The sequence below is a fragment of the Pseudorhodoferax soli genome, assembly GCF_003337555.1.
Lineage (GTDB): Bacteria > Pseudomonadota > Gammaproteobacteria > Burkholderiales > Burkholderiaceae_C > Pseudorhodoferax > Pseudorhodoferax soli.
The window spans coordinates 367,189-386,244 of record NZ_QPJK01000007.1; the positions used below are offsets into that span (position 1 = coordinate 367,189).

Consider the following 19,056-nt stretch of genomic DNA (forward strand, 5'->3'; position numbering starts at 1 on the left):
GCCATGGCGACGCAGGGAGACAGCATCGAACAAGCGCCGGACCCGGCCCGGCTGGCGTTGCGCGGCCTGCGCGTGCTGGAGATCGGCACCGGGCCGGCGCTGGCCTACACGGGCAAGCTGTTCGCGGACTTCGGCGCCGAGGTGGTCAAGGTCGAGGCCCTGGGCGCGGACGCCTGGGAGCGCATGCCGCCGCTGCTGGACGGCCCGGAGCCGCGCAGCGCCTTGTGGGCCTGGCTGCACACCAACAAGCGCAGCGTGACGGCGGACCCCGCGCAGGACGCCGCCTGGCTGCAGCAGCTGGCGCAGACCTGCGACGTGGTGCTGGACGCGCGCGCCCTCGACGAAGGCCTGGCGGTGCTCGAACGGCCCATCGCCGGCGCGCAGCCCGTGCCGGTGGAGATCGTCTTCACCTGGTTCGGCGAGGACGGGCCCTACAGCCACTACGCAGGCTCCGAAGCCGTGTGCCGGGCACTCTCGGGCGCGGTCTTCAACAGCGGCCCCGTGGAGGGCCCGCCGCACATGCCGCACGAGTTGCAGGCGGGCATCGCCGCCGGCCTGGTGGCCTTCTCGGCCGCCGTGGCGGCCTGGACCGGCCGCGCGGACGGCAGCCGCCGCTACGTGCTCAGCGTGCACGAGGCCGTGTTCGGCACCGTGGAGATGGAGGCCGGCATGGTGCAGGATGGCCGCCACGCGCCGCGCCTGGGCGTGAACCGCTTCTGCGGCACGCATCCGACCGGCATCTATGCGACAGCGCAGGGCTGGATCGGCATCTTCACGCACACGCTGGCGCAGTGGGGCGCCCTGTGCGAGGCCATCGGGCGGCCCGAACTCGCGCAGGACCCGCGCTACGCCAACGGCGCCGAACGCATGGCGCGGGCCGACGAGATCGACGCCATGCTGCGCGCCGCGCTGCTGACCCGCACGGCGCAAGCGTGGTTCGAGGAGCTCGGCGCGCGCAAGCATCCCACCGTGCTGGTGCCCACCATGGCCGAACTGCTGGCGCAGGACGTGCACCGCGGGCGCCACGCCTTCGTGCCTGTGACGGCGGGCGCCGCGCGCTGCGAAGGCCCCACCGTGCCGCTGCGCCTTGGCGCGGCCGGCCCGCTGCGCGGTGGTGCGGCGCCCACCCGCGGTGCCGACGACGCGCACTACCGCGGCGCGGGGCTCCTGCGCATGCCGACGCGCGCCGCGGGCACGGCGCAGCGCCTGCCTTTGGCGGGCATCACCATCGTCGACCTCACCATGGGCTGGGCGGGCCCGCTGGCCGCGCGCACGGCCGCCGACCTGGGAGCGGAGGTCATCAAGGTCGAGAGCGCCGTCTACCCGGACTGGTGGCGCGGCGCGAACTTCACCGAGGAGTTCTACCGCGAGCGGCTGTACGAGAAGAATTCCAACTTCAACCTCATGAACCGCAACAAGCGCGGCATCACGCTGGACCTGGCGCGTGCCGAGGGCCGGCAACTGCTGCTGCAGCTCGTGGCCCAGGCCGATGCGGTGATCGAGAACTACTCGGCGGAGGTGCTGCCCAAGCTGGGACTGGACGACGCCGCGCTGCGCGCCGTCAACGAACGCCTGGTCATGGTCTCCATGCCGGCCTTCGGCATCGGCAACGCCTGGAGCGACACGCGCGCCTACGGCGGCACGCTGGAGCAGGCCACCGGGCTGCCGCTGTACACCGGCCATGCGGACGGGCCGCCGGCCATGACCTCGTACGCCTACGGCGATCCGGTCGGCGGGCTCAACGCGGGCGCGGCTTTGCTGCTGGCGCTCCACGTGCAGCGCGAGACCGGGCGCGGCATGCAGCTGAACCTCTCGCAGGTCGAGGCCATGCTGCCCATGGCCGCGCCCTTCGTGCTCGCGCAATCGGTGCACGGCGCGGTGCCCCCGCGCACGGGCAACAGCCACCCGTTGCACGCCCCGCATGGCTGCTGGCGCTGCGCCGGGCCGGACGACTGGATCGTGGTGAGCGTGCGCGACGATGGCCAATGGCAGGCGCTATGCAGCGTGCTCGACCGGCCGGACCTCGCGTCCGATGCCGGCCTCGCGCAGGCGCAGGGCCGCCTCGCGCAGCAGGGGCGGCTGGACACGGCGATGGCGGCCTGGGCCGCGGCGCGCGGCGCCGACGCGGCCATGCAGCAGCTGCAGCAGGCCGGCGTCAGCGCCGGCGTGGTGCGCTCAATCCCGCGCCTCATGGACGACCCGCACCTGCATGCGCGCGGCTTCTGGCAGCGGCTGGAGCGCGCGCACGTGGGTGCCTACCTGAGTGGCAGCACGCCATTCCGCGCGGACGGCCGGCCGCTGCCCATCCGCCAGGTGGCGCCCACGCTGGGCGAGCACACGGCCCAGGTGTTGGGCGAGCGGCTGGGCCTCACGGCCGCGCAGCTCGATGCACTGGAACAGCAAGGCATCACCGGCCGCAGTGCGCGGCCCCGGACCGGCCGCGCCGCGGCCTGAAGACACACAACCCAAGGAGACCGAGATGAAACAAGCCCATCCCCCCGCCCGTCGCCGGACACTGCAGCTGGCGCTCGCGCTGGCCTGCGCCGCTGCGCTGCCGGCGCATGCCCAGGACAGCTGGCCGAGCAAGCCGATCCGCATGATCGTGCCCTTCCCGGCCGGCTCCTTCACCGACACCGTGGCGCGCGTGATGTCCGACACCCTGGGCCGCGCGCTGGGCCAGCCCGTCGTCGTGGAGAACAAGGTCGGCGCCAATGGCGTGATCGGCGTGTCGGAGGCCGCGCGCTCCGCGCCCGACGGCTACACGCTGCTGCTGACCAACTCCAGCAGCATCACGATCAACCCGCAGCTCTACCGCAAGCTCAGCTACAAGACCAGCGACCTGGCGCCCGTGACCATGGTGCTGGAGGCGCCCTTCATCCTCACGGCCAACCCCGAATGGGCGCAGAAGAACGGCATCGCCACGCTGGCCGACCTGGTGCAGTACGCGCGCCGCAACCCGGGTGCCATCAGCTACGGCTCGCCCGGCGCGGGCAACATCGCCCACCTGAGCTACGCGATGCTGAACAACCGCAGCAAGGTGAACACCACGCACGTGCCCTACAAGAGCACGGCGCAGGCGCAGCTGGCGACCATCGCGGGCGAGCTCAACAGCTCCTTCGACGTGCTGACGGCCGTGCCGCACATCCAGGCCGGCAAGCTCAAGGCACTGGCCGTGACCTCGCCGCAGCGCATCGCGCAGCTGCCGGATGTGCCGACCATGGAACAGGCCGGCATCGCCGACTTCCATGTCGCCTTCTGGATCGGCCTGCTGGCGCCCGCCGGCACGCCGCCGCAGATCGTCGCCAAGCTCAACACGGCCGCCCAAGGTCTCTTGAACGACGCCAAGGCCAGGGCCGCCCTCAGTGCGCAGGGCGAACTCGTGATGCGCGAGCCGTCTGCCTTCGCCAAGCGCATTGCGGCCGAGGTGCCGGCCTGGGGCGCGGTGATCCAGGCGGAGGGCATCGCGCTGGATTGAGTCCAGCGCCATCGTTCATTTGCATGATGCGGCCCCCAGGCGGGGCCGCGCACACTCCGTCACGCTTTGCAACATCCATGCGAGGAGGAGTGACCATGACGAACGGTGTTCCCACAAAAGCTGCGGACCGCAGCCCCCTTTCCAGCCGCCTGCGCTGGGTGTTGACCAGTCTTTGCGCGGCAGCGGCGCTGGCTGCCTGCGGCGGAGGCGGCGGCGACGACAACCCCGAGCCGGAACCCGAACCCCTGCCACCCGTGCCGGTCGCCACGACGCTGAGCGGCACGGCCGCCACCGGGGCGCCGTTCGCCGGCGCTGCGCTGCAGGTGACCGATGCCAGCGGCGCGACCGTCTGCGACACGACCACGGCCTCCGACGGCACCTTCAGCTGCACGCTGGCACCCACCGTGGCGCGGCCGCTGGTGCTGCGCGCCGTCAAGGACGACCAGGTGCTCTACAGCGCCACGGCGACCACGGGCGATGTGCGCGCCAACGTCACGCCGCTGACGACCATCATCACCGCGCGGCTGGCGCCCAACGGTGATCCGTCCAAGCTGGCCGCCTCGCCCCAGTCGGTGACGGCCGCCGCGCTGCAGGCACAGTCGGCCGCCCTGATCGCCGCATTGCAACCGCTGCTCACCGCGCTGGGCCTGACGATCGACCCGCTCGCCGGTGCACTGACGGCCGATGGCAGCGGGCAGGACAAGCTGCTCGACAGCATCTCCGTGACCGTGCAACCCAGCGGCACGGCAGCCAACATCGAAGTCACGGTCAAGACCACCCCGGCCAGCGCAGGCGCGCAGCCGGAGCCGCTCAAGTTCAGCAGCAGCGACACGGCCCTGCCGACGGTTTCCGCGGCCGCTGTGGCTGCGCTGGCGCCGGTGCCCGCGCCTTCCAAGGTGGCCGACCTGTTCGCGCGGCTGAATGCCTGCTACGCGCTGCCACTGACGCAGCGCGTGGACAGCGCCACCAGCGACACGACCAGTGCCACCGGCACCGCCGGCAACGTGAAGGCGGCGGTGTGCCGTGGCCTGTTCCAGAACAGCGACCCAGCCAGCTTCGTCTCCAACAAGGCGGGCGTGGGCCGCAACGCCAACAACGGCGGGGCCTTCGCCAGCCTGTTCCGCTCCGGCGCCACGGGCCTGCAATGGACCGCCGGCGAGGTGGAGTTCTTCCGTGCCAACGGCGACATGATCGTCACCTACAAGTGGGTGGACAGCGCCGGCAACCAGGACTTCGACCAGATCGCCGCGCATGCCGATGCCGACGGCACGCTGCGCCTGGTGGGCAACAGCAACACCTACCCGGTGACGATCCGCCCCTATTCGGAAGACCGCGAGCTGCTCAACACACCGGCGTTCAGCTACTACACCACGGGCTACAACATCCAGATCGACAACCGGACCACGAACGGCCAGCCGGTCTTCAGCAAGGTGCTGGTGACCACGCCGATTGGCCTGACGTTGACCATGCTGCCGACCGCCGGGCTGTCCTACCTCGTGATCGCCCCGGACGGCGTGACGCCCACCGGCTCGCCCGTGCTGCGGCTGGCCGCCGCATACCGCGACCAAGCGCAGGCCGGCAATCCGCAGGAGAAGGAGAACCTGGTCTACACCGCGCCGCAGTACACCGACGCGCAGATTGCCGCGCTGGACAACAACGGTGTCTGGACCACCGAGTTCTTCCATGCCGACACCAGCGTCGCCAATGTCGTGCAGTACTACCGCACGGTGCGGCGGGCCGAGACCATTGGCGAGATCCGCACCACCCGCGTGTTCGCGGAACTGACGCCTGCGCTGCGCACGGAGCTCATCACGGAGTCGCAGGCCAATGGCTACGTGCTGTTCGACACGCCCGAGGTGGCCTTCATCGACACGGAAGGCGGCGGCGACGGCTGGCGCGTTCCGAGCGGCGCCCTCGCGCCCACCTCGGTCGGCATCCTGGGCCGCGCGCCGTTCGGCAGCACCACCGCGGGCCAGAGCGGCGCGCGCTACAACGACACCGTGGGCGTGGCCAGCACAGCACGCAAGACCACGATCTTCTGCTCGGCACAGACCGTGTCCGACATGCACTGCGATGCCGGCGGGCAAGGCCGCTACGCCGCAGGCACCACCGCCAACCTGCTCGAGCTGTGGGCCCGCAGCCCCAAGCAGATCGAGGTCAGCAAAAAGGCCGCGCTGTACAAGCTGCAGTGACATGGAGCGGCACGCGCCGCGCACTGCAAGGGGGCTTTCGGCCCCCTTTTTTCATGGAGCGCACAGATACAGCGGTCTGGAACCCAGGATTTCGCTCCGCATTCGGCACCGAAGGCCGGGCAAGCTTATTGCTATACACCAAGGGTTAACCCTTGGAGCCCGCCATGATCCAGCCCATGCACTTCCTCTGGCCCGAACTGCTGTGGCTGCTGTGGGCCATTCCGCTCCTGGTGCTGGGCTATGCCTGGCTGTTGCGCCGCCGACGCCAGCCCGCTTTGCGCTATGCCAACGTGGCCATGGTGCGCCAGGCCATGCTGCCCGGCCGGGTCTGGCGGCGGCACCTGCCACCGGCCCTGCTGTTGGTGGCGCTGGCCGTGCTGCTGTTCGCAGCGGCGCGGCCACAGGCCGCCCTGCCGCTGCCCACCGGACAGTCGACCGTCGTGCTGGCCGTGGATGTGTCGCTGAGCATGCAGGCCGACGACATCAAGCCGAGCCGGCTCGATGCCGCGCGCGAAGCCGCCAAGGCCTTCGTGCGCCAGCTGCCGGACGGCGCGCGCGTGGGATTGGTCAGCTTCGCGGGCACGGCCCAGGTGGTGCAGCCACCGACCTACAGCCGCGAGAAGCTGCTGGCCGCCATCGACGCACTGCACCTGCAGCACGGCACGGCCATGGGCAGCGGCATCGTGGCGGCGCTGTCCGAGCTGTTCCCGAACGAGGCCATGGACCTGGGGGAAGCCGCCTTCAGGCCGCTGACCGCGCATGCACCCCGCGCCCAGCCCAAGCCGGTTGCGCAGCCCTTCACCCACGGTGCAGAACCGGCCGCCACCATCGTGCTGCTGACGGACGGGCGCAGCAATTTCGGCGTGCACCCACTGCAGGCGGCCGACATGGCGGCCGCGCGCGGCGTGCGCATCCACGCCGTCGGCCTGGGCACCGTCGACACGGCCGGCGCCGACCAGGACGACTGGTCCCTCGTGCTGCAGCTGGACGAGGACATGCTGCGCGAGGTGACGGGCATCACGCACGGCGACTACCTGCGCGCCGGCAGCGCCGAGAGCCTGCTGCAGGCCTACGAGAAGATGGGTGCGCGGCTGCAGGTGCAGATGCGCGAGACCGAACTCTCCGGGCCGTTGGCGCTGGGTGCGCTGCTGCTGATGGCGGGCGCGGCCCTGCTCTCGCTGCTGTGGTGCCAGCGCGTCGCCTGAACGACAGACCGAGGGATGGCGCTATGCGCGAAACAGGCCGGGCTTGCTAGATTGCCCGGTCCTCCACGTTTCCACGCACATCCCATGGCCCTGATCCAGTACCTGACCCAAGTCCAGTTCGATTTCGGCGCGATCCGCCTGTTGGCGGACGAGTGCAAGCGCATCGGCATCACGCGGCCGCTGGTCGTGACCGACGCAGGCGTGCGCGCTGTCGGCATCCTGCAGAAAGCGCTGGACGCATTGGGCGATCTGCCCGTCACGGTGTTCGACGAAACGCCGTCCAACCCGACGGAAGCCGCCGTGCGCGCCGCCGTCGCGCTGTACCAGAAGGGCCGCTGCGACGGCCTGATCGCGGTCGGCGGCGGCTCCTCGATCGACTGCGCCAAGGGCGTGACCATCGCCGCCACGCACGAGGGGCCGCTCACGCACTACGCCACCATCGAAGGCGGCTCGCCGCGCATCACCGAAGCAGCCGCACCGCTGATCGCCGTGCCAACCACCAGCGGCACCGGCAGCGAGGTGGCGCGCGGCGCCATCATCATCGTGGACGACCACCGCAAGCTGGGCTTCCACAGCTGGTCGCTGATGCCCAAGGCCGCCATCTGCGACCCCGAACTCACGCTCGGTCTGCCGCCCAAGCTCACGGCCGCCACCGGCATGGACGCCATCGCGCACTGCATGGAGACCTTCATGTCGGCCGCCTTCAACCCGCCGGCCGACGGCATCGCGCTCGATGGCCTGGAGCGCGCCTGGGCCCACATCGAGCGCGCCACCACGGACGGCAGCGACCGCGAGGCGCGGCTGAACCTCATGAGCGCTTCGATGCAGGGCGCGATGGCGTTCCAGAAGGGGCTGGGCTGCGTGCACAGCCTGTCGCACAGCCTGGGCGGTGTCGACCCGCGGCTGCACCACGGCACGCTCAACGCACTGTTCCTGCCGGCCGTGGTGGCCTTCAACGCGGGCGCCGAATCGGTGCAGAAGGACCAGCGCCTGCAGCGCATGGCGCGTGCCATGCACCTGGACCAGCCTGGCGACATCGGCGAGGCGATCCGCGACATGAACGCGCGCCTGGGCCTGCCCAGGGGCCTGGCGGAAGTGGGCGTGAGCGCTGCCCTGTTCGAGCAGATCATCGACGGCGCCATGGCCGACCACTGCCACAAGACCAATCCGCGGCTGGCCTCGCGCGCGGACTACCGCGCGATGCTCGACAGCGCGATGTGAGGCGTCAGGCGCCGTCCTGGGCCGGGTCCGCCGGGTCCGCCGCCGGCCGCGGCTGGCGCTTGGCGGGCTTGGCCAGGATCTCGACGTAGAACTGCTTGCCGCCTTCCTTCACCAGGCCATCGATGAGGCCGGTGATGTCGGACAGGTGCACGGTGCCGGCGGATGCCTCGTCCGCGCCGAAGCGGCAGTCGAAGTCCCAGAAGTCGGCGCCTTCGGGCAGCGCATGGCCACGTTCGCGCTTGATGTACTTGCGGATCTCGTGCTTGATGGCCTCGAGCAGGCGGTCGGGATGCTTGCCCTCGACCTGAAGCTGGAATGTTTTTCTCATGGGTGATCGTAACCCCCCGCAGGGCGCCGTACAGTCGGCGCCTCGACGAAGGCAGGTGAAGACATGGCACGCGCAAACGACTGGTCCAGCAAGCTGATGACCTTGATCAACGGGGGCAACCAGAGTGCGGCGATCGCGCAGATCAAGGTCGCTCCCACGCTCAAGGACCTGCAGGCGCTGCAGACCATCATGACCATTTCGAAGATGAAGGGCCGCTATCCACGGGTGGATGCGGCCATCACGGAAAACCTGGCGCTGCTCTCGGCGCCGCGGCTGCACCGCTCGCCCTGAGCCCTACCTGGCGGTGCCCGGCAGCGCGTAGGCGATCACGTAGTCGCCGCGGTCGGGCGACTGGCGCGCACCGCCGGCCGTGATCAGCGCGTACTGCCGCCCGCTCTTGGGCGAGACATAGGTCATCGGGCCGCCCTGGCTGCCCACCGGCAGGCGGGCCTTCCAGACTTCCTTGCCGCTGGCGCTGTCGAAGGCGCGCAGGTAGTAGTCCTGCGTGCCGGCGAAGAACACCAGGCCCGACTGCGTGGCCAGCGACGGCCCCAGCGTGGGCATGCCGATGGGGATGGGCAGGCGCATCTTGATGCCCAGCGGGCCGGTGTCCTGCACCGTGCCGACCGGCACCTGCCACAGCAGCTGGCGGCTCTTGAGGTCGATGGCAGACAGGGTGCCGAACGGCGGCGCCTGGCACGGGATGCCCAGCTGCGACAGGAAGCGCTGGCGCATCGCGCCATACGGCGTGCCTTGCTGCGGCACGGCCCCCATCTCGATGCCGCTGGCGTTCTTGGGCATCTTCTCGCGCGGGATCATGTAGTTGGCCAGGCCCAGGCGCATGTCGTTGACGAACATCGTGCCCGTGGTCGGGTCGACCGAGACGCTGCCCCAGTTCATGCCGCCGAGCGAACCCGGCATCTGCAGCGCGTGGTCCAGGCCGGGTGGCGTGTAGACGCCCTCGCTGCGCATGCCCTTGAAGCTGATGCGGCACAGCAGCGCGTCGAACGGCGTGGCGCCCCACATGTCGGACTCCACCAGCGTGGTGTTGCCGATCGACGGCATGCCGACCGAGAACGGCTGCGTCGGCGCATAGCGCTCACCGGGCAGGTTGCCCTGCGGCACCGGCTTTTCCTGTACCTCGGCCAGCGGCACGCCGGTTTCGCGGTTGAACATGAAGATCTCGCCCTGCTTGGTCACCTGCACCAGCGCCGGGTCGGTGCCGCCCTGCGCGTTCGGCACGTCGATCAAGAGCGGCTGGGCCGGCAGGTCGAAGTCCCACAGGTCGTGGTGCGTGGTCTGGAAGTGCCAGCGCACGCGGCCGGTGGCGGCCTCCAGCGCGACGATGGACGAGCTGTATTTCTCTTCCTCGGGCGTGCGGTGCGCGCCCCAGAAGTCGGGCGTGGCGTTGCCGGTGGGCAGGTAGACCAGGCCCAGCCTGGCGTCGTACGACATGGCGGCCCACACGTTGGGCGAGCCACGCGTGTAAGTCTGGCCCTCGGGCGGCAGCTTGGTGATGGCAGGGTTGCCCGAATCCCAGGCCCAGGCCAGCTCGCCGGTCACGGCGTCGAAGGCGCGCACCACGCCGGGGGGCTCGTCCACCGACCAGTTGTCGGCCACGCGGCCGCCCACGACCACGAGACGGCCAGCGACCAGCGGCGTGGAGGTCTGCTGGTACCAGCCGAACTGGATCTCGCCCATGCCGACCGACAGGTCGACGGTGCCGTCCTTGCCGAAGTCGGCGCAGGGCTGGCCGGTCTTCGCGTCGATGGCGATCAGGCGCGCGTCCAGCGTCGGCAGGAACAGGCGCTGGCGGCAGGCCGCAGCCGGCTGCGCGGCGGCGACGGGCGCCTGGGCATCCTGGTCGAAGTAGCCCAGGCCACGGCAGCGCTGCCAGTTGGGCGCCTTCGCCTGCGGGTCGAACTTCCAGCGTTCGGCGCCGGTGTCGGCGTCCAGTGCCAGCACACGGCCATAGGCGGTGCAGACATAGACCGTGTCGCCCACCTGCAGCGGCGTGTTCTGGTCTTCGGCACCCGAACCGGTGCTCTGCGGCACGTCGCCGGTGTGGGCCGTCCAGGCCACCTGCAGCTGGCCCACGTTGGCGCGCGTGATCTGCTCCAGCGCGGCGAAGCGGCTGCCGGCCGTGGTGTTGCCCCAGTGCAGCCAGTCCTTCTGCTCACTGCCGGGTGCCACAGGCGTGGCCGGTCGGTCGGGGTTCTGCGCGGCGATGACGGGCGCAGGCACGAAGGCATAGCCGCCCGTCGCCAACAGGGCCGCCAGCAGCACGCCGGCCAGCGCATAGGCGCCCTTGCCCGGCGTGCCACCGGCCGCACGCACCAAGGCCGGATAGGCCAGCGCCATCAGCAGGCCCAGCACGCCGAAGGCCACCAGGCGCGAGACCAGCGGCCAGAAGCGCAGGCCCACGTCGCCCAGCGCCCAGATGGCCGTGGCCAGGAGCGTCAACGCGAACAGCCAGGCGCCGGCTGGACGGCCCCGCATGACCAGGAAGCCGCAGGCGAGCAGCGCGATGCCGGCCAGCACGAAGTACCAGCTGCCGCCCAGGCCGACGAGCCAGGCCCCGCCCACGGCCAGGAATGCGCCCATCAGGAGCGTGAGCGCGCCCAGCGCGACGAGGGGCCAGCGGCGGCCCCGGTAGGGTTGTTCGGTGTCTGTCATCGGAAAAAGTCGGGTGCTTGCAAGGCATGCAGCGGCGCGGCGGCCGCTGCGGCGATGCCGGCATTGTCGCCAAATCAGGGGTTAACCCTGATGCTGGCACCCCGGGAGACCGCCCTGGCGACAGGGGCGGATGGTCGTCAGGCGCGCTTGCCGCGGGTCTTGGCCGGGGCGGGCTGGTCTTGCACGGTCTCCTGGTCCTCGTCCTCCTCTTCGTCTTCCCCATCCTCCTCGTAGGCGTAGTCGTCGTCGACGTCGACGCCGCCCAAGGGCTGCTGAGCCAGCGCGTCGATCAGGTGCTTGCGGAACTCGGCCAGCTTGCGGGCCGCCTTGGCGATGTCCTTGTTGTCCTGCTCGGCCACCTTGCCGACCAGGAGAGCGGGGTCGGCATCGAGGATCTCGGCGATGAAGCCGTCGGCCAGGTCGGCAGCGGCAAGGATCTGGGCAAAGCTGGGGGCGTGCGGCATCGAAGGCTCCTCGGTTGGAAAGACATCGATGGTGCGGGCCGCATGTGACAGCCGCATCACACCCCTGCCCTTCAGCACCGGGCCGCCAGCCAGTCGAGCAAGCGGCCGTGCACGCCGGCCAAGCCGCGGTAGGCCAGCACCTCGGCGCCCATGCTGGCGATGGCCGCATGCAGGCGCGCCGCGCGGGCCGAGGTGCCGATGGCCAGGGCCAGCGGCTGCACCTCGACCAGGATCGTGAAGACGGCCTGCGCCACCCCAGGCACCGGGATGAAGGTCTGCCGCTCGGTGCGCCACCAGGCTGCGTCCAAGGGCAGGCCTTGCCAACCGCCAGGCGGCAGGTGCGCGGGATGGGCGGCCAGCGCGCCGTGCGGGGACACGGTCCAGACGAAGCGCTCCCAATGCTCCGGTCCGCTCACGAGCCGGGCCAGTCCCTGCGCCGCCCGCAGCAGCAGCGCGTTGTCGGCCACTGGCGCATGCACGGCGGCGAACGGGCGGCCGACCTTCAGCTCGGGCGCCCAATGCGACGGCAGGGCCACGGCCAGCCAGGGGATGGTGGTGCTGGCGGCGTCCAGCACCGCGAAGTCCTCGGCAAAGGCCAGGCTCAGCAGCCCGGCCAGGCGCCAGCCGGGCGGCAGGGCCTGCAGGCAGGCCAGCGCCGCGGCGTCGGCGGCGCTGCGGAGCGGGTGCACCGCGTCGCCGGCCACGGCCAGGCCCAGGGCGGGCGCCTGGGCCCGCGCGCCGTCCCAGGTCCACGCCGCGGGATGCTCGGCGGCGGCATGGCGGCACAGGGCCTGCAAGGCCGGTGTCGCATCGAAGCCGGGCGTGGCGCACAAGGCCTGGGGCGCGTGCGCCGACAGCACAGCCAGCTTGGCACGCCAATGCGCGCTGCCAGGCCGCACCGGGCTCAGTTGCACGGCACCGGGCGCCAGCCGGCGCAGGCCGGGCTGCATGCGGAACGGCGCCTGCACCGCGGCATCGAAATCGAAGGGCATGCGGCCATGCTCGCAGAAGCCATGCCACGGGCCCGCATCACCCCATGCGGAGACGGCATGCAACGGCTGGGCCTGGCAGGCACGCTTCCTGTATCTTCCGCCGCGCCCCGGCCCGCCCGCGGCCGCCATGCACCAAACCGTGGCGGCCAGCAGCGCCGGACCGGGCGACAAAAGCCAACATTCCAGGAGCTTCCCTCATGTACTTCCCCTCCCGTATCCGCGCCCTCGCGGCCGGCGCAGCCCTGCTCGCGGCCAGCGCCATCGCCCAGGCCCAGCAACTGCCCAATGTGGTGATCCTCGCGACCGGCGGCACCATCGCCGGCGCCGGCGCGTCGGCCGCCAACAGCGCCACCTACGCGGCCGCCAAGGTGCCCGTGGACAAGCTGATCGCCGGCCTGCCGGAAATCTCCAAGGTCGCCAATGTCAAGGGCGAGCAGGTCTTCCAGATCGCCTCGGAAAGCTTCACCAACGACAACCTGCTGGTGCTGGCCAAGCGCGTCTCGGCGCTGGTCAAGCAGTCCGACGTGGACGGCATCGTCGTCACGCACGGCACCGACACGCTGGAAGAGACCGCCTACTTCCTGAACCTCGTGGTGCGCACCAGCAAGCCCATCGTGGTGGTCGGCTCCATGCGCCCGGGCACGGCGCTGTCGGCCGACGGCGCGCTGAACCTGTACGACGCCGTCAACGTGGCCGCCAGCAAGGACGCCATGGGCAAGGGCGTGCTGGTCACGATGAACGACGAGATCAACAGCGGCCGCGACGTCAGCAAGTCCATCAACATCAAGACCGAGGCCTTCAAGAGCCAATGGGGCGCGTTGGGCATGATCGTGGAAGGCAAGAACTACTGGTTCCGTGCACCGGTCAAGCGCCACACCGCGCAGTCGGAGTTCAACATCGACGAGATCACCACGCTGCCGCAGGTCGACATCGCCTACAGCTACGGCAACGTGACGCCGACCGCGTACGAAGCTTTGGGCAAGGGTGCCAAGGCCATCATCCACGCCGGCACCGGCAACGGCTCGGTCGCCGCTGCCGTGGTGCCCACGCTGCAGAAGCTGCGCGCCGACGGCGTGCAGGTGATCCGCAGCGCGCGCGTGCCCGGCGGCTTCGTGCTGCGCAACGCAGAGCAGCCCGACGACAAGTACGACTGGGTGGTGGCACACGACCTGAATCCGCAGAAGGCCCGCATCCTGGCCATGGTCGCACTGACCAAGCCGCTGAGCGCCGCCGACCTGCAGCGCGTGTTCTGGGAGTACTGATCGGCGCCCCAAGGCCTGCCACTGTGCAGGCCTTGTTCCACCGCTGAGAACGGGTCGCCCTGCACGAATCAGGGCAAACCCGTATAATCGTTAGCAAGCTAATTAATAGATCGCTAACGAAATGTCCCACAACCCGCTGAGCCCGTTGCCCGAGCGCGAAACCGCGCTGATGGCGACCACCATGCTGCTGTCGGTGCTGCAGCGGGCCTACAAGTCCACGGCCGACAAGGCCGTCGCCCACCACGGCGTGTCGGCCACCATGGCCTGGCCGCTGGTGATGATCGGCCGCCAGGGCGACGGCGTGCGCCAGATCCAGCTGGCCGAGCTGCTGGGCATCGAAGCCGCCTCGCTGGTGCGTTCGCTCGACCAGCTGGTGGCCGCCGGCCTCGCGGAGCGCCGCGAAGACCCGGCCGACCGCCGCGCCAAGACCCTGCACCTGACCCCCGCCGGCGCCACCGCGCGCGCCCAGATCGAGGCCACGCTGCGCGCGCTGCGCGCCAACCTGTTCGAGGGCGTGCCCGACGCCGATCTGGCCGCCTGCCTGCGCGTGTTCGCCACGCTGGAGCAGCGCCTGGGCTGCGTGATGCCCAGCCGCGCACCGGCCTCCCCTCGGCCTGCGCCATGACGCTGTTGCCCGCGCTGCTGCGCTTCACGCGCGGAGAACTCGTGTTCTCCGTGAAAAGCTTCGGTGCCGCCATGCTGGCCATGTACTGCGCGAGCCGGGCCGGCCTGCCGCGCCCGTTCTGGGCCTTGCTGACGGCCTATGTGGTGGCCAACCCGCTGGCCGGCGCAGTGCGCTCCAAGGCCATCTACCGCTTCCTGGGCACGCTGCTGGGCTGCACGGCCACACTGCTGCTGGTGCCTGCGCTGTCCTCGGCGCCCGAGTTGCTGACGTTGGCGCTGGCACTGTGGGTCGGCACCTGCCTGTTCTTCTCGCTGCTGGACCGCTCGCCGGCCTCGTATGTCTTCATGCTGGCGGGCTACACGGCTGCGCTGATCGGTTTCCCGTCGGTGGAGACGCCGCAGACCCTGTTCGACACGGCCACGCTGCGCGTGGAAGAAATCTGGATCGGCATCGTCTGCGCCACGCTGGTGCACAGCATCGTGCTGCCGCAGAGCCTGGCGCCCAGCGTGCTGGGCTTGCTGGACAACACGCTGCGCGACGCGCGGCGCTGGCTGGCCGACCTGCTGCACCAGGACAAGGGCCAGGCGCTGGACCTGGACCGCCGCCGGCTCGCGGCCGACATCACGCAGCTGCGCCTGCTGTCCACCCACGTGCCCTTCGACACCACCCATTTCCGCTGGACGGCCGGCGCCATCGGTGCGATGCAGGACCGCGTGGCCGCGCTCACGCCGCTGCTGTCGGCCGTGGAAGACCGGCTGCAGGCGCTGGAACAGGATGCCGGTGCGCTGCCCGAGGACGTCACACAGTTGCTGGAACGCATCGGCAGCTGGCTGCAGGCGCCCCACGCAGCCCCGGCCGCGCAGCTGCGCCCGGCCATCGATGCGCTGGGTGATGCCCCTGCGACGGACTGGCAGCGCGCGCTGCGCATCGCGCTGGCCTGCCGCCTGGGCGAACTGGTGGACGGCTGGGCCGCCTGCACCGCGCTGCGCCAGGAGATCGACGCGGGCCTGCAGGGCGCAGCGCCCGCGCGCCACCGGGCCGCGCTGGGCCACCGCGTGCTGCACCGCGATGTGGGCATGGCGCTGTGGTCGGGCGTTGCCGCGGTGCTGGCGGTCTGCCTGTGCAGTGCGTTCTGGATCCTGACCGGCTGGCCCTCGGGCTCGGTGGCGACCATGATGGCCGCGGTGCTGTGCTGCTTCTTCGCGACGATGGACGACCCGGCGCCCGCGATCAACGCCTTCCTCAAGTACACGCTGTGGTCCATCCCGCTGTCGGCGCTTTATGTGCTGGTGCTGATGCCGCTGGTGCAGGATTTCGGCATGCTGGTGCTGATCTGCGCGCCGGCCTTCCTGGTGCTGGGCTGCTACATGGCGCGCCCAAGCACCTTCCTGGCCGCCATGGCGATGCTGATGGGCGGACTCGGCGGCACGCTGGCCATGCACGACACCGGCAACGCCGACATCGTCGGCTTCCTGAATGCCACGCTGGCGCAGACGCTGGGCGCGGTGGCCGCGGCTTGCGTCACGGGCCTCATGCGCTCGGTCGGCACCGACTGGAGCGCGCGCCGCATCCAGCGTGCGATCTGGCGCGAACTCGGCGAGATGGCCGCCGCCCCGCGCGCTCCGCAGGACGATGGCTACACCGTGCGCGTGCTCGACCGCATCGGCCTGCTGGCCCTGCGCATCACGCATGCCGACGGCCGCAAGGACGCCACCACCAACGACGCGCTGCGCGACCTGCGCGTGGGCAAGGACATCGTCACGCTGCAGCAGGCCCGTGCCCACCTGCCCGCGGCGGCGACGGCCCGGCTGCTGGGCGGCATCGCGGGCTTCTTCGGCGCGCGCAGCCGCGTGCCGGCAGCGCCCGTGCCCGCCGCGCTGCTGCCGGCGCTGGACGACACGCTGCAAGCCACGCTGGCCGCACCGCGCAGCGCAGCCGAATGGCGCGCCGCCGTGGCCGCGCTGGTCGGCCTGCGGCGCAACCTCTTCCCGCGCGCACAACCCCTGGCGCAAGGAGCCACACCATGATCGGCGAGCTGAGTTTCTACGGCCTGTACATGCCCTGGCTGATGCCGCTGGCACTCGGCGCGCTGGCTGCTCTGTGGGGCCTGCGGCGCCTGCTGGCCGCGACCGGCCTGTACCGCCACATCTGGCATCCGGCGCTGTTCGACGTGGCGCTGTACGTGCTGCTGCTCCACGGGCTCAGCCGCGCCACCTACTTTCTGCAAACAGGTTCACCATGAAAACCGCCTCCTTCTTCAAGCACCCCTGGACCGTGGGCAGCGCCCGCGTGCTCCTCACCCTGCTCGTGACGGCCGCCGCCATCTGGGCCGGCCTGCGGCTGTGGGACCACTACGAGGTCGCGCCCTGGACGCGCGACGGCCGCGTGCGCGCCAACATCGTGCAGATCGCGCCCGACGTCTCGGGCCTGGTCACGGCCGTGCCGGTCGCCGACAACCAGGCCGTGGCCGGCGGCACGCTGCTGTTCAAGGTCGACCGCGCGCGCTTCCAGCTCGCACTGCGCCAGGCCCAGGCCGCGCTGGGCGCGCAACAGGTCGCGCTGTCGCAGGCCAGGCGCGAGGACGCACGCAACCAGGCGCTCGGCAACCTCGTCTCGCAGGAGGTGCGCGAGCAGACCCGCATGCGCGTCGAGCAGGCCCAGGCCGGCGTGGCGCAGGCCACCGTCACGCGCGACACCGCGCAGCTCAACCTCTCGCGCGCCGAGGTGCGGGCACCGGTCGGCGGCCTCGTGACCAACCTGGATCTGCGCCAGGGCAGCTACGCCACGGCCGGCCGGCCGGCGCTGGCGCTGGTCGACGCGGCCTCGCTCTACGTGGAGGGCTACTTCGAGGAGACCAAGCTGCCGCGCATCCACATCGGCGACCGCGTGCGCGTCACGCCCATGGGCGGCGGCGCCGTGCTGGGCGGCACGGTCGACAGCCTGGCGGCTGGCATCGCCGACCGCGACCGCTCGACCAGCGCCAACCTGCTGCCCAGCGTCACGCCCACCTTCAACTGGGTGCGGCTGGCCCAGCGCGTGCCGGTGCGTGTGCGCCTGGACCCGCTGCCCGAAGGCACGCGCCTGGTCGCCGGCCAGACCGTGACGGTGCAGGTCGTCGAGGCCGCTGCCGCGCCCCGGAGCTGAGCATGGTCCGCCACCTCGCCCCGCGCGCCGCGCTGGCGCCACTCGCGCCCTTCGCTCTTGCACTGGCCCTGGCCGCCTGCAGCACCGCCCCGGTCGGGCCGGACTACCGCCAGCCGGCCGAGGCACTGGCCAGCCAACCGGCCGCCGCCCTGCCTTTCGCAGGCGCCCAGGCCGCGCCGTTCTCCGCCGAACCGCTGCCGCAGGATTGGTGGCGGCTGTGGCGCGCGCCCGTGGTCGACCGGCTGGTCGAGCAGGCGCTGGCGCACAACACCGACGTGCGCCAGGCCGTCGCCAACCTGGAGCGCATGCAGGCCCTGGAAGCGGAAGTGGGCGGCGCCACCCGGCCCGGCATCGGCCTCAGCGGCGGCCCCTCGTACGGCCATGTCTCTGGCCTGTCGCTGCTGCAGAAGGACCACGTGCCGCCCAATGCCGTGCACTACGGTGCCAATGCATCGCTGTCTTACCAGGTCGACTGGGTCGGCCAGATCCGCCGCGCCATCGAGGCGGCCGAGGCCGGCAGTGCCGGTGCCCAGGCTGCCGTCGACCTGGTGCGCGTGAACGTGGCCGCCGCCACGGCGCGCGCCTACGCCCAGGCCTGCACCAGCGGGCTGCGCCTGCAGGCCGCGCAGAAGTCGGTCCGGTTGCAGCGCGAGGCCCTGGGCGTGACCGAGCGGCTGCAGCAGGCCGGCCGCGCCGGCAGCATCGACGCCGCCCGCGCCCGCGCCCAGCTGCAGCAGCTGAACGCGGCACTGCCGCCGCTGCAGGCCGAGCGCCAGGGCGCGCTGTACCGGCTCGCCACGCTGACCGGCGCGCTGCCGCAGGACTTTCCGCGCGACGTGGCCGGCTGCGAGACGCCGCCGCAGGTGGCGGGCGCCATTCCCGTGGGCGACGGCGCGGCGCTGCTGCGGCGCCGGCCCGACGTGCGCCAGGCCGAGCGCGCGCTGGCCGAGGCCACGGCGCGCATCGGCGTGGCCGTGGGCGAGCTGTACCCCAAGGTCACGCTGGGCCTGTCGGCCGGCTCCGTCGGCGCGGCATCGGGCTTCGCACGCAGCGACACCTTCAGCTGGAGCCTGGGGCCGCTGATCTCGTGGACGGTGCCCAACACCGGCGTCGCGCAGGCCCGCATCGCGCAGGCCGAGGCCAGCACGCGCGCCGCGCTGGCGCGCTTCGACGGCACGGTGCTGACCGCGCTGCGCGAAACCGAGACCGCGCTGACCGTCTACGCACGCGAACTCGACCGCCACGCCGCGCTGCAGGCGGCCCGCGACGACAGCGCCAGCGTGGCCGCGCAGGCGCGCCAGCTCTACCAGAACGGCAAGACCGGCTACCTGGACGCGCTGGACGCCGAGCGCGTGATGGCTGCCAGCGATGCCGCGCTGGCGGCATCGGATGCGCAGCTGGCCGACGACCAGGTGAACGTGTTCCTGGCGCTGGGCGGGGGCTGGTAGCCGCGCGGGACTTGCTGCAGCGCC

General features: G+C 71.5%; 16 protein-coding genes. 12 read left to right on the forward strand and 4 right to left on the reverse strand.

Annotation, left to right across the window (positions count from 1 at the left end):
* Window positions 1–3: 3 nt before the first annotated feature.
* The 5 genes from DES41_RS24775 to DES41_RS24795 all read left to right on the forward strand — a co-directional run bounded on the left by DES41_RS24775 (window position 4) and on the right by DES41_RS24795 (window position 8,093).
* Complete coding sequence (locus DES41_RS24775; RefSeq protein ID WP_211333070.1) at window positions 4–2,454, forward strand: CaiB/BaiF CoA-transferase family protein; 2,451 nt, start codon at window positions 4–6, stop codon at window positions 2,452–2,454.
* 25 nt (window positions 2,455–2,479) lie between these two features.
* Window positions 2,480–3,475 (forward strand): Bug family tripartite tricarboxylate transporter substrate binding protein, encoded by a 996-nt coding sequence (locus tag DES41_RS24780; protein ID WP_114470440.1) that lies wholly within the window; start codon window positions 2,480–2,482, stop codon window positions 3,473–3,475.
* Between the two features lie 95 nt (window positions 3,476–3,570).
* On the forward strand, window positions 3,571–5,667 hold the full coding sequence (locus tag DES41_RS24785; RefSeq protein WP_147282954.1) for a carboxypeptidase regulatory-like domain-containing protein: 2,097 nt from the start codon (window positions 3,571–3,573) through the stop codon (window positions 5,665–5,667).
* Between the two features lie 164 nt (window positions 5,668–5,831).
* Window positions 5,832–6,872 (forward strand): VWA domain-containing protein, encoded by a 1,041-nt coding sequence (locus DES41_RS24790; RefSeq protein ID WP_245965861.1) that lies wholly within the window; start codon window positions 5,832–5,834, stop codon window positions 6,870–6,872.
* An 84-nt stretch (window positions 6,873–6,956) separates the two neighbouring features.
* Complete coding sequence (locus tag DES41_RS24795; RefSeq protein ID WP_114470333.1) at window positions 6,957–8,093, forward strand: iron-containing alcohol dehydrogenase; 1,137 nt, start codon at window positions 6,957–6,959, stop codon at window positions 8,091–8,093.
* Between the two features lie 4 nt (window positions 8,094–8,097).
* Here DES41_RS24795 and DES41_RS24800 read toward each other — a convergent pair whose 3' ends face one another.
* The gene (locus DES41_RS24800) at window positions 8,098–8,421 is read right to left on the reverse strand and encodes a DUF6172 family protein (RefSeq protein WP_114470334.1); all 324 of its coding nucleotides are present in this window, start codon (window positions 8,419–8,421) and stop codon (window positions 8,098–8,100) included.
* 63 nt (window positions 8,422–8,484) lie between these two features.
* Here DES41_RS24800 and DES41_RS24805 point away from each other — a divergent pair, with 63 nt between their 5' ends.
* A complete protein-coding gene (locus DES41_RS24805; protein WP_114470335.1) occupies window positions 8,485–8,712 on the forward strand; it encodes a hypothetical protein in 228 nt (75 codons plus the stop codon).
* 3 nt (window positions 8,713–8,715) lie between these two features.
* Here the strand turns inward: DES41_RS24805 and DES41_RS24810 are convergent, their stop codons facing one another.
* The 3 genes from DES41_RS24810 to DES41_RS24820 form a co-directional block, all read right to left on the reverse strand.
* Window positions 8,716–11,097: a membrane-bound PQQ-dependent dehydrogenase, glucose/quinate/shikimate family gene (locus tag DES41_RS24810; protein WP_114470336.1), complete on the reverse strand. Its 2,382-nt coding sequence runs from the start codon at window positions 11,095–11,097 to the stop codon at window positions 8,716–8,718.
* A gap of 137 nt (window positions 11,098–11,234) precedes the next feature.
* A complete protein-coding gene (locus DES41_RS24815; RefSeq protein WP_114470337.1) occupies window positions 11,235–11,561 on the reverse strand; it encodes a hypothetical protein in 327 nt (108 codons plus the stop codon).
* A gap of 71 nt (window positions 11,562–11,632) precedes the next feature.
* Window positions 11,633–12,553: a heme-dependent oxidative N-demethylase subunit alpha family protein gene (locus DES41_RS24820; protein WP_170168287.1), complete on the reverse strand. Its 921-nt coding sequence runs from the start codon at window positions 12,551–12,553 to the stop codon at window positions 11,633–11,635.
* Between the two features lie 197 nt (window positions 12,554–12,750).
* Between DES41_RS24820 and DES41_RS24825 the strand changes: the two genes are divergently transcribed.
* The 6 genes from DES41_RS24825 to DES41_RS24850 all read left to right on the forward strand — a co-directional run bounded on the left by DES41_RS24825 (window position 12,751) and on the right by DES41_RS24850 (window position 19,032).
* A complete protein-coding gene (locus DES41_RS24825; protein WP_114470339.1) occupies window positions 12,751–13,815 on the forward strand; it encodes a type II asparaginase in 1,065 nt (354 codons plus the stop codon).
* Between the two features lie 121 nt (window positions 13,816–13,936).
* Window positions 13,937–14,440 (forward strand): MarR family winged helix-turn-helix transcriptional regulator, encoded by a 504-nt coding sequence (locus DES41_RS24830; RefSeq protein WP_245965862.1) that lies wholly within the window; start codon window positions 13,937–13,939, stop codon window positions 14,438–14,440.
* The gene (locus DES41_RS24835; RefSeq protein ID WP_114470340.1) at window positions 14,437–16,467 is read left to right on the forward strand and encodes an FUSC family protein; all 2,031 of its coding nucleotides are present in this window, start codon (window positions 14,437–14,439) and stop codon (window positions 16,465–16,467) included. The genes DES41_RS24830 and DES41_RS24835 overlap by 4 nt, the downstream gene beginning before the upstream one ends.
* Window positions 16,464–16,682, forward strand: coding sequence for a DUF1656 domain-containing protein (locus DES41_RS24840; protein ID WP_114470341.1), 219 nt, complete (start codon window positions 16,464–16,466; stop codon window positions 16,680–16,682). Before DES41_RS24835 ends, DES41_RS24840 begins: the two co-directional genes overlap by 4 nt.
* Window positions 16,679–17,584 carry an efflux RND transporter periplasmic adaptor subunit gene (locus tag DES41_RS24845; protein WP_114470342.1) on the forward strand — a complete coding sequence of 302 codons (906 nt, stop codon included), beginning with the start codon at window positions 16,679–16,681 and terminating at the stop codon, window positions 17,582–17,584. Before DES41_RS24840 ends, DES41_RS24845 begins: the two co-directional genes overlap by 4 nt.
* Before the next feature lie 2 nt (window positions 17,585–17,586).
* The gene (locus tag DES41_RS24850) at window positions 17,587–19,032 is read left to right on the forward strand and encodes an efflux transporter outer membrane subunit (protein WP_114470343.1); all 1,446 of its coding nucleotides are present in this window, start codon (window positions 17,587–17,589) and stop codon (window positions 19,030–19,032) included.
* The last annotated feature ends 24 nt before the right edge of the window (window positions 19,033–19,056 follow it).